General features: G+C 38.0%; 4 protein-coding genes. All 4 read left to right on the top strand.

All coding sequences use genetic code 11. The features are described 5' to 3' along the window. The first annotated feature begins 66 nt into the window (after positions 1-66). The 4 genes from glcT to BU038_RS06995 all read left to right on the top strand — a co-directional run bounded on the left by glcT (position 67) and on the right by BU038_RS06995 (position 6671). On the top strand, positions 67-927 hold the full coding sequence (glcT, locus tag BU038_RS07010; protein ID WP_107605427.1) for a glucose PTS transporter transcription antiterminator GlcT: 861 nt from the start codon (positions 67-69) through the stop codon (positions 925-927). A gap of 127 nt (positions 928-1054) precedes the next feature. Continuing rightward, a complete protein-coding gene (gene ptsG, locus BU038_RS07005) occupies positions 1055-3079 on the top strand; it encodes a glucose-specific PTS transporter subunit IIBC (protein ID WP_107605426.1) in 2025 nt (674 codons plus the stop codon). A 125-nt stretch (positions 3080-3204) separates the two neighbouring features. Continuing rightward, positions 3205-5283 (top strand): glucose-specific PTS transporter subunit IIBC, encoded by a 2079-nt coding sequence (gene ptsG / locus BU038_RS07000; protein WP_107605425.1) that lies wholly within the window; start codon positions 3205-3207, stop codon positions 5281-5283. Between the two features lie 161 nt (positions 5284-5444). Next, complete coding sequence (locus tag BU038_RS06995) at positions 5445-6671, top strand: AI-2E family transporter (protein ID WP_107605424.1); 1227 nt, start codon at positions 5445-5447, stop codon at positions 6669-6671. The last annotated feature ends 36 nt before the right edge of the window (positions 6672-6707 follow it).

The following is a 6707-nucleotide window of genomic DNA, read 5'->3' as shown; positions in this document are numbered from 1 at the left end:
GCGCTATCAATAGTGAAATGGGCTATAATGTATAAGATAGAGTATTGATGAGAAAAGGTGATCTTCATGAGCAGCTACGTGATAGAGAAAGCATTAAATAATAACGTCATCATCTGTAAAGATGAAACACAACAGCACGAAGTCGTTCTTATCGGAAAAGGTATCGGATTCAATAAGAAAAAAGGGATGCATTTATCTGACAAAGCAATGATTGATAAAGTTTATAAATTGGAACATAAATCAGAACAAGAACATTATAAAGCGTTAGTCGAAATGGCAGATGATGATGTCTTACAGTCCATTATTGAAGCCATTGATATTATTACGAAAGCCGATCGTTCAGTTGATGATAATGATTTAGTGGTAGCATTAACGGATCATATCTTGTTTGCATATAAACGTATTAAACAACAGCAGTTCATTAAAAATCCTTTTTTAATTGAAACGAAACAGCTTTACCCTGAATCATATCAAATTGCCGTTCAAGTGATTGAGCATTTAAATGGTTTATTAGATATTGATTTTCCGGATGATGAAATCGGCTTTATCGCGTTACATATCGCGAGCAGCAAAGATGATTTAACTTTAAGCGAAGTAAGATTGACGAATGAGATTATTAATAAAAGTGTTCAAATTATGGAACATGATTTAGGTTACACGATTGATACAAGCTCGATTGTGTATCAACGTTTTATCCGACATATCCAATTCTTAATCAGACGGCTTCAAAAAGGTGAAACCATTCAAGTCAATGAAGATTTCGGAAACATGTTGAAAGCGCATTATCCTGTGTGCTATAATATAGCTGTTAAAATCATTAAAATGATGCAGCAGCATCTTGAAGTTCCTGTCTATGAAGCGGAACTCTCGTATCTGACGTTGCATATTTATCATTTTGCGAATAAAAATCAAAATCATAACGTGTAACTAATTCGATTAGGCATGAGTCATGAAAGTTGGTCGTACTTCCAGCTTTTATTACTCATGCCTTTTTTCTTTGCTGCTATGTCGCTAGGTGATGTTTACAACTTTATAAATTTAGGAGGAAACTTTTATGTGGAAAAAGTTTTTCGGTCAATTGCAACGTATTGGTAAAGCGTTAATGCTTCCTGTTGCGATTTTACCGGCAGCGGGTTTACTTTTGGCATTAGGGAACGCCTTTCAAGGCGATGCGCTTCAAAGTTTACTGCCTTTTATTAAAGTAGAAGGTGTCCAAAACGTTGCGAAAATGATGGAAGGTGCCGGTGGGATTATCTTTGATAACTTGGCTATTATCTTCGCATTAGGTGTCGCAATCGGGTTAGCTGGCGGAGATGGTGTTGCGGCGATCGCAGCATTTGTCGGCTTTATCGTATTAAACAAAACAATGGGAATGTTCTTAAATGTAACACCTGAAAAAGCAGCAGATGCTGCGAAAGGATTTGCGACAGTATTAGGGATTCCAACACTGCAAACAGGTGTGTTCGGCGGTATCATTATCGGGGCCTTAGCAGCCTGGTGTTATAACAAGTTCTATAACATTTCGTTGCCGAGTTATTTAGGATTCTTTGCAGGAAAACGTTTCGTACCGATTATGATGGCGACGTTATCATTTATTCTTGCGTTTCCAATGGCAATTATTTGGCCATCAATCCAAGGTGGGTTAAATGCATTCAGTGAAGGTTTATTAGCGTCAAATACAGGTCTTGCAGTATTCTTATTCGGTTTCATTAAGCGTTTATTGATTCCGTTTGGTTTACACCATATTTTCCATGCACCATTCTGGTTTGAATTCGGTTCATATAAAAACTTAGCGGGTCAAATCATTCATGGTGACCAACGTATCTTTATCGAACAAATTCGTGATAACGTGCCTTTAACAGCAGGTAAATTTATGCAAGGTGAATTCCCTGTAATGATGTTCGGTTTACCGGCTGCGGCACTTGCGATTTATCAAACAGCGAAAAAAGAAAATAAAAAAGTGGTTGCTGGTTTAATGTTATCTGGTGCTTTGACATCATTCTTAACAGGTATCACTGAACCTTTAGAATTCTCATTCTTATTCGTAGCACCATTATTATTCTTTATCCATGCAGTATTAGATGGTTTATCATTCTTAATTCTTTACTTATTAGATGTGCACTTAGGTTACACATTCTCTGGTGGTTTCATCGACTTCTTCTTACTCGGTATCTTACCGAATAAGACACAATGGTGGTTAGTCATCCCAGTTGGATTAGTATACGCAGCAATCTACTATGTAGTCTTCCGCTTCGTCATCCAAAAAATGAACTACAAAACACCAGGTCGTGAAGACAAAGAAATGCAGACATCTACAGTTTCAACAAATGAATTACCATTCAAAGTGTTAGACGCAATGGGCGGCGAATCTAACATCAAACACTTAGATGCATGTATTACACGTTTACGTGTGGAAGTGAATGACAAGTCTAAAGTAGATGTACAAGGTTTGAAAGATTTAGGTGCTTCAGGTGTACTTGAAGTCGGTAACAACATGCAAGCAATCTTTGGTCCGAAATCAGATCAAATCAAGCATAATATGCAGCAGATCATGGATGGTAAAATCACATCTCCTGAAGAAACAACAGTCATTGAAGAAGGCGATGCTACAACGAAAGTGGCGCAAACAGGCGATGAAGTGATTTATGCACCGATTACAGGTGAATTAGTAGATATTACAGAAGTACCAGATAAAGTATTCTCTGAAAAGATGATGGGTGACGGTATCGCAATTAAACCAGACAATGGTGATGTATATGCTCCATTCGACGGTACAGTGAAAATGGTCTTCCCAACAAAACATGCGATTGGTATCGAATCAGAAGATGGTTTGGAACTATTAATCCACTTCGGTTTAGAAACAGTGAAACTTGAAGGTCAAGGTTTCGACATCTTAGTTAAAGAAAACGAGAACTTCGTCTTAGGCCAACCTTTAATGAAAGTCGACTTAGATTACATTAAAGAACATGCTGAAAGTACGATTACGCCAATCGTCGTTACAAATTTAAATGATCGCACATTAGAAGTGTTACAACATGGCCATGTCAATCATGGTGATAAAGCAGTCTTAATTAAATAGAAACAACATCACAGAAACGACACCTTAGACACTTTAATCGATGCGTCACGCATAGTTAGCACGAGCTAAGAAACTCTAAACAGGTGGTTTCTAGCTCGTGCTTTTTTTATACAAGGAGGTTATCTATGAAACAGTTATTCAAACTCTTTTTTGGACAATTACAACGTATTGGTAAGGCCTTAATGCTGCCAGTAGCAATTTTACCGGCGGCCGGGATTTTACTCGCATTCGGTAATGCAATGCACAACGAACAAATTCTGCACTATGCACCTTGGATGGCTAATCATTATATTCAATTGATCAGTCAAATTATGGAAGTATCTGGTCAAGTCATCTTTGATAACTTGCCATTACTCTTTGCGATGGGGACCGCACTTGGTTTAGCAGGTGGTGATGGTGTAGCAGGTATTGCGGCATTAGTCGGTTACTTAATTATGAATGCGACAATGGGTAAAGTCGTAGGTATCACGATTGATGATATTTATTCTTATGCTGAAGGGGCTAAAACATTAGGACAATCAGCAAAAGATCCGGCACATGCTTTAATTTTAGGCATTCCAACACTGCAAACAGGTGTGTTCGGCGGGATTATTATCGGGGCTTTAGCAGCGATGTGTTATAACCGCTTCTACAACATTCAACTCCCGCAATTTTTAGGATTCTTTGCTGGGAAACGCTTTGTACCGATTATTACGTCATTAGTCGCAATTGTCACAGGGATTGTTTTAAGTTTTGTATGGCCGCCTGTTCAAGATGGCTTAAACAACTTATCTAATTTCTTATTAGGCAAAAACTTAGCGTTAACGACATTTATTTTCGGGATTATCGAACGTTCGCTCATTCCATTTGGTCTACATCATATCTTCTATGCACCGTTCTGGTTTGAGTTCGGACATTATACAAATGAAGCGGGTAACTTAATTCGTGGTGACCAACGTATTTGGATGGCACAATACCAAGATGGTGTACCGTTTACAGCAGGGGCATTTACTACAGGTAAATATCCATTTATGATGTTCGGTTTGCCAGCAGCAGCATTTGCGATATATCGTCAAGCGAAACCAGAACGTAAGAAAGTAGTCGCAGGTTTAATGTTATCAGCAGGGCTTACAGCCTTCTTAACAGGGATTACAGAACCTTTAGAGTTCTCATTCTTATTTGTAGCGCCGATTTTATATGTTGCACATGTCATCTTAGCAGGTTCTTCATTCTTAATTATGCATTTATTAGGCGTTAAAATCGGTATGACCTTCTCAGGAGGCTTTATTGATTATATTTTATATGGTTTATTATCATGGGATCGTTCTAATGCGTTGTTAGTGATTCCAGTCGGTATTTGTTACGCAGTTATTTATTACTTCTTATTCACATTCTTAATTAAGAAAATGAACTTGAAAACACCAGGTCGTGAAGATCAAGAAGTGACACAAACGAATGTATCAGTAAGTGAATTGCCGTTTAAAGTGTTAGATGCGATGGGCGGTAAAACAAATATTAAACATTTAGATGCTTGTATTACACGCTTACGTGTAGAAGTGAATGATAAGTCTCATGTAGATGTTCAAGCATTGAAAGATTTAGGGGCATCAGGTGTGCTTGAAGTCGGTAACAATATGCAGGCGATTTTTGGACCGAAGTCAGATCAAATCAAACATGACATGCAACAGATTATGGATGGTAAAATTACGTCTCCAGTAGAAACGACAGTGACAGAAGACGGAGATACAGAAACAGCAGAAATTGTAGCTGAAGGCGGCGCAGTGATTTATGCACCGATTACAGGAGAAGTGGTATCACTTTCAGAGGTTCCTGATCAAGTGTTCTCAGCTAAAATGATGGGAGACGGTTTTGCGATTAAGCCATCAAAAGGCGAAGTTTATGCACCATTTGATGGGACAGTGAAGATGATTTTCCCAACGAAACACGCAATCGGATTAGAGTCTAAAGATGGCGTTGAATTATTAATTCACTTCGGCTTAGAGACGGTTAAATTAGAAGGTCAAGGCTTCGATATTTTAGTAGAAGCAGGGGATAAAATTGTACTCGGTCAACCGTTGATGAAAGTAGATTTAGATTATATTGACAAACATGCGGACAGCACGATTACACCAATTATCGTCACAAATCAAGAACAACCAGAAATTGAGTTGGTTCATGAAGGTGCAGTTGTACATGGTGATAAAATCGCAGTGGTCAAACCATAATATAAAAACGAAAACTGGTGTCTAAATTCTTTAGGCATCAGTTTTTTATATAGGTGTTAGGGGTAAAGAGTAGCGTTGAAGGGAATGATAAATAAAAAGTTTCCTTTTTTACCAAATAGCGATAAAATATGATTAATCAATAGCAAGGAATGGTGAAGTACATGGAAAATAATGATAAACCGAAGCGTTTTTCGCTGAGCGAAACACGGTTTATGAAGTTTATCGGAGGCAAGAACTTGATGTTCGGACTTCTGATGCTGATTATGATTGGATTAGCAATATTCATATTTGATAAAGTATCGTACATATTCCACCCGTTTGTAATCATATTCAATACGATTGCAGCGCCGGTTATTTTAGGTTTGATCTTGTTCTACTTGTTAAATCCAGTTATTCAATTTATGGAACGTTATAATATCCCGAGACTATGGGGAATTATTATTCTATTTTGTTTCGCTGCTGCGTTAATCGCGTTAGTCGTGAACTTGTTGATTCCGGTTATCAGCGATCAAATCAAAACGTTTGCGCATAACTTCCCGCGTTATGTAGATAAATTTAACGAAATGGTCGATCAAGTAACGAGCTGGTCACATTTTGCGGGTATGTCTGATTTCTATACGCAAATACAAGAACAACTTGATAAAATTGCGAAGAAAGTACCGACAATGGTTTCAGATTTCTTTGATGGTTTCGGAACGAAGATCATGTCGATTGCTGAAGCGGTCGTAAATATTGGTGTCGTTATCGTGACTACACCATTCGTCCTTTTCTTCTTCTTAAAAGATGGCCATCGCTTCAAAGCAGGATTAACGAAAGTAATGCCGCCGAAATACCGTCAAGATGTTCATGAAGTGATTGAAAGCATGAGCTTACAAGTAGGTTCTTATATCCAAGGCCAAATCATTGTATCATTTTGTATCGGTATCTTACTCTTTATCGGTTACTCGATTATCGGTTTAGATTACAGCTTAGTTTTAGCAAGTATCGCCGCAGTAACGAGTGTGGTTCCTTATTTAGGACCAACCATCGCAATTTCTCCAGCTATTATAATGGCGTTGATTACGTCACCAATTATGTTGGTGAAATTGATTGTCGTATGGACAGCGGTTCAATTTATTGAAGGTCACTTTATTTCACCGAATGTTATGGGTAAAACATTAAAGATTCATCCTTTGACTATTATCTTTGTGTTATTATGTGCAGGTAATTTATTAGGTATGGTCGGTGTGATTCTCGCAATTCCTGGTTATGCGGTCATTAAAGTATTAGTAACTCATTTATTCGGTATGTTTAAGCGTCGTTATAACCGCTATTACGGCCAAGATTCAGGTCCTTACGAAGTTGCTGATGATGAGTGGGCAGATAACCCGAACAACCAACTGAAGTAAAGTAACGTTTGAGGCATGACACTTTTGTTAGGTGTC

This window comes from Staphylococcus simulans (assembly GCF_003043455.1).
In the GTDB taxonomy this organism is placed as follows: domain Bacteria; phylum Bacillota; class Bacilli; order Staphylococcales; family Staphylococcaceae; genus Staphylococcus; species Staphylococcus simulans_A.
The sequence above is the reverse complement of the archived record's forward strand: the minus strand, read 5'-3'. Positions and strand labels throughout refer to the sequence as shown.

Excerpts from the sequence above, each read along its gene's own strand:
- glcT (WP_107605427.1), top strand. The coding sequence starts at position 67 with ATGAGCAGCTACGTGATAGAGAAAGCATTAAATAATAACGTCATCATC.
- ptsG (WP_107605426.1), top strand. The coding sequence starts at position 1,055 with ATGTGGAAAAAGTTTTTCGGTCAATTGCAACGTATTGGTAAAGCGTTA.
- ptsG (WP_107605425.1), top strand. The coding sequence starts at position 3,205 with ATGAAACAGTTATTCAAACTCTTTTTTGGACAATTACAACGTATTGGT.
- BU038_RS06995 (WP_107605424.1), top strand. The coding sequence starts at position 5,445 with ATGGAAAATAATGATAAACCGAAGCGTTTTTCGCTGAGCGAAACACGG.